General features: G+C 52.1%; 1 protein-coding gene. It reads left to right on the plus strand.

All coding sequences use genetic code 11. The annotated features are described in order from the left end of the window. Positions 1-285: hypothetical protein (locus GQS57_RS19065; protein WP_240915530.1), on the plus strand; the 285-nt coding region annotated here is incomplete at its 5' end. Between the last annotated feature and the right edge of the window lie 385 nt (positions 286-670).

Here is a 670-nt window from a genome sequence, read left to right on the forward strand (position 1 = left end):
CTCTCCGCTTCCCTGACCGGCGCCCTGTCCGTCTCCCTGTCCGCCGCCCTCCCCGGCACCCTGTCCTCTTCCCTGACCGCTGCCCTGGCCGCTTCCCTTGCCCTGTCCGGCGCCCTGGCCCGTGTTCTGACAGCTTCCCTGGCCCTGTCGGCTTGGTTCACTGCATCCATGGCCACTGGTGGTTGGGCAACACTTCTGTGTGGCAGGACACTGACCATCATGGACACAGTTTTTAGCAGACAGTGGAATGTTCTTTGGGTCAGGACATTGACCGGGTTTCATTGAACCAGGCTGACTGGAAACAGGATCACATTGAAATCGAGAGCAGCCAGGTCTTTCAGAGCAGTATTGTCTTCCAGAGCAGGGTCTATCAGAAGAACATCCTCGATGGGATAGCAAGTCTTTCAGCCTCAGACCGCCAATACCTAGAGTAGCATCTGTTATGTTCAAGTTTCCAAACAGACACAATAAAACCGCACCAAACGAGCAATACATTCGAGCGGTCATCCTCCCAGCCTACAATCTCACAATGGCCTCTGCTGGAAAATTGAATTGCTGAATTGGCGTGTCAGAAGAAGCAGATAGCTAAATACAGCCAAAGGGCATAAAACTAAAACAAATAAATGTCTTGGTGTTCTCCATGAGCCTCATGATTGATGACTGGTCCTTT

This window comes from Polaribacter sp. 20A6 (assembly GCF_011378915.1).
Classification (GTDB): domain Bacteria; phylum Bacteroidota; class Bacteroidia; order Flavobacteriales; family Flavobacteriaceae; genus Polaribacter; species Polaribacter sejongensis.